Origin of the sequence: Acetobacter sp. AAB5, from assembly GCF_050106715.1 — a bacterium.
In the GTDB taxonomy this organism is placed as follows: Bacteria; Pseudomonadota; Alphaproteobacteria; order Acetobacterales; family Acetobacteraceae; genus Acetobacter; species Acetobacter oryzifermentans.
The window spans coordinates 1-2,854 of the sequence record NZ_JBNIEW010000042.1 but is presented as its reverse complement, the minus strand read 5'-3'; the positions used below and the strand labels follow the sequence as shown (position 1 = coordinate 2,854).

Genomic DNA, 2,854 nt, shown 5'->3' with positions numbered 1-2,854 from the left:
CAGGAAGGGGGAGCAAATGGGACGGTCAGCGCCCCCGCCCCCGGCTATTCTCCCGTGAGCGATTCCGGCCGATTTCTCTGGCCCGTTCCCGTTGAGCCTCAACCGCCTGTTCTTGGAGTTTCTGGCGTAGTTGTTGGGCCAGTTTCAGACAACCCTCGACAACCTTCTCCCGGTATTGCGTCGGAATGTCTCTCAGAACCTTCACAAGAGGCCCTAGACGGGTCTGAAGCTGTTTCAGGCTCTCTCTGTCTTCCTTGGCCCGTTTGGTCGCTGTACGGGCAACTGTGGCGCTCTGAATGGCTGGTTCATAATGCTGCTGCATTGTCTGGCTGATGCGCTTTGCTACCTGCTCGGAATCTTCCACAACACTGGTGAAAATGCCCTTTTTGAGCACTTGCGGCTTCAGGTCGGCAGGGGTGAGGTTTTTGTGCTCTGGTGCATCCCGTTCCAGTGCCCCGTAGTAGGTCTTCAGCTTGGTATGGGTGGCCTTGCTTCCCTCGATGCCGCGTTCCAGTCCGACAGGGCGCCCCACAACTCGCGCAAAGTCGGTCTGCATCTCGTTCAGGGCCTTGGCACCACCTAGGAACCGGCGGCAATTCAGGCGGCCTGTATCGGGGTCTTTTGGCACCACGTAGGCCGACAGGTGCGGAGTTTTTTCGTCCCGGTGAATAATGGCAGCGACCACGTTGTCCTTGCCGTGTCGCTCCTGAATCCAGCGCAACGCCTCGTTCAGATACGCCTCCTGGTCAGCGTTCCGGTTCTCGAACGCGCCAGGTGAGGACGTGACCAGGTATTCGATGCACTGGACGGCGTTCTTGCGGATCTTCTCAGGGAGCGCCTTCTCGAACGCGACCATGCCCTGTTTGACGTTCTGCGGCCCGATCAGGTCATTGTCTGGCGTTCTCGTGGCGTCAGCGTTTGGCGTATCCTGCTCTCGGTAGGCGTGCTTCATGGACGCCCTGACGGACTTCGGCGATTTGAGTTTCTGAACCCGAAGAATGGCGAATTTTGACATGGTGTTTCAGCCCCCTTTCTTCAAAAGGTGGACTTACTACACAATTTGCAAGCAAATTGTCGTAAGCAGGGCGGAGGCAAGCCCCCATCCCTTGACCCTTCCCCGTCAAGAAGGATTTTAAATTCTCCCTAAAATACAAAAAAAGCTCTTTACATAGTCATTAAATCATTTGAAAAGGACTTAACGGATCCGTTAAGTCCTTTTCAAATCAGTTTGTGAGATTGTTATGTCTGAAAATATCTATGAAGCTAACTTGAGAAACCTGTTCCACACTGTCGTGGAAACTGGGGTTGGCACAGTTCGAGAGGGTGATCTCTATCGCTGGTTAGGCGCAGCCAGAGCACGAGAGGCGTTTTGGAAAGAAATCTACCAGTATTTTTATGAGGCTCTTTCTGGTCGGGAGAAAAAAGAAGGCTGGCAATTATGGTTTGTCGAAGCGTCTGGTAACTTCAATTTCGTTTGTTTTGAGCCGTCAGCAAGCATTGAGAAGCCTGTGTGGTGGAAGAAAATAAATGAAGATGGTCTTGTAAATTTTGGAAAATGAAAATGTATAAAAATGATCAATGGGAAGTAACTAATTATGGGCTTGAGTCTGTAACTCCAGGAGCACCATATGTTTACCAAATCCCAAAAGGAACGCTTTTGAAGATTGAGAATGGATTCTATGGTTGGGTAGTTCATTTGGCAGAAAAAACTTGGATAAAATATCCATTGTTTGTCGCTGCATTTGAAGAAGCTGCCAATTACCATTTCCCTGGCTCATTAGATGCGCAGGTATTTCTGGACAGCCAGGTCGAAGCTAAGAGCTGCCACCCTCATATTTGAGGAAAAGAAGCGCCATTTTCAGCCGCTCGTGGTGCATTAGTGTGAAGCGAGCGGCTGAACCTGCTTAAGCTTTGCCGCCCTGAACGACTTCTAGCTTGGCTCCCGGTTTAGGAATTAGAGCTAGTTCTTCTTGTGTGGCACGGCTTCCAACTTCTGCCACATGACGGTTCATGTAGTAGCGGACGAGACCCGGCCCCCGCATACCGGCCACCTTTTCACGTTCGGAGAAGATTGCGCCGAACTTCACCAGTTCATTCATGATGGCCGTGACTTCGTTCACCCTGATTCCGACCTTTTCGGCGATTTCTTCGCGGGTCAGCATGATCTGGCCGGTATGCGGAAATAGGTGGTCAAACAGAAGCGTCCAGACGTCCACGGCTTTCATGGGGCGCTTACTGTTTTTCATCAGCCATAGGGTGACAGCACGGTTCTGTGCAGGACGGATCATAACAAACGGCTCCGTTGTTCCGGGGGCTGGTGTGGTGATGCGTTGAACGGTGACCATGACCCGGCCAAGGGCATCGTGGTCAAAATCGGGATTGTCGAAAAATGGCAGAAGGGCTTGGCGAACCTGTTCGGCCTGATCTTCACGAAGTCGATCTTTTAGGGTCTTAAGACGGGTCACATTCCGCATGTGGGAAACCTCTGTATGAGTGCCGAATAGGTCGCACACTGTGCGACTTTATGGTCGCACGTGGTGCGACCTAATGACAAGCTATTTTTGGCGGTTTCCCAACGAAAACCTTCGATCGGCCAAACCCTAGATATAAATAAGATAAAATCTCTCTCTATGGTCTCTCTCTTTTTTCGGTGGAAAACTGCGGTTTTTACGCCAAGAAGGGGGGGCAATTATGCACGGCATAAACGTGCGGCATTGGAGAACCGGGCAAGAGGGTATTTGCTCAGGAAGGGGGAGCAAATGGGACGGTCAGCGCCCCCGCCCCCGGCTATTCTCCCGTGAGCGATTCCGGCCGATTTCTCTGGCCCGTTCCCGTTGAGCCTCAACCGCCTGTT

At 51.9% G+C, this 2,854-nt stretch carries 4 protein-coding genes; 2 read left to right on the top strand and 2 right to left on the bottom strand.

The genetic code is table 11. From position 1 onward, the window contains the following. Positions 1–25 precede the first annotated feature (25 nt). Entirely contained in the window at positions 26–1,015 is a 990-nt protein-coding gene (mobV, locus tag ACP7IZ_RS13645; protein ID WP_426849706.1) for a MobV family relaxase, read from the bottom strand. Between the two features lie 226 nt (positions 1,016–1,241). Between mobV and ACP7IZ_RS13640 the strand changes: the two genes are divergently transcribed. Together ACP7IZ_RS13640 and ACP7IZ_RS13635 are read left to right on the top strand one after the other, a co-directional pair. Beyond that, positions 1,242–1,559, top strand: a complete 318-nt coding sequence (locus ACP7IZ_RS13640) for a hypothetical protein (protein WP_426849704.1) — start codon at positions 1,242–1,244, stop codon at positions 1,557–1,559. Between the two features lie 2 nt (positions 1,560–1,561). After that, positions 1,562–1,840, top strand: a complete 279-nt coding sequence (locus ACP7IZ_RS13635) for a hypothetical protein (RefSeq protein WP_426849702.1) — start codon at positions 1,562–1,564, stop codon at positions 1,838–1,840. 64 nt (positions 1,841–1,904) lie between these two features. On the opposite strand, the gene ACP7IZ_RS13630 is transcribed toward ACP7IZ_RS13635, so the two are convergent. After that, on the bottom strand, positions 1,905–2,474 hold the full coding sequence (locus tag ACP7IZ_RS13630) for a hypothetical protein (protein ID WP_426849700.1): 570 nt from the start codon (positions 2,472–2,474) through the stop codon (positions 1,905–1,907). Between the last annotated feature and the right edge of the window lie 380 nt (positions 2,475–2,854).

What these genes read in the sequence shown, in the direction of transcription:
- mobV (WP_426849706.1), bottom strand. Translation starts at nt 1,015, where the DNA reads ATGTCAAAATTCGCCATTCTTCGGGTTCAGAAACTCAAATCGCCGAAG.
- ACP7IZ_RS13640 (WP_426849704.1), top strand. Translation starts at nt 1,242, where the DNA reads ATGTCTGAAAATATCTATGAAGCTAACTTGAGAAACCTGTTCCACACT.
- ACP7IZ_RS13635 (WP_426849702.1), top strand. Translation starts at nt 1,562, where the DNA reads ATGTATAAAAATGATCAATGGGAAGTAACTAATTATGGGCTTGAGTCT.
- ACP7IZ_RS13630 (WP_426849700.1), bottom strand. Translation starts at nt 2,474, where the DNA reads ATGCGGAATGTGACCCGTCTTAAGACCCTAAAAGATCGACTTCGTGAA.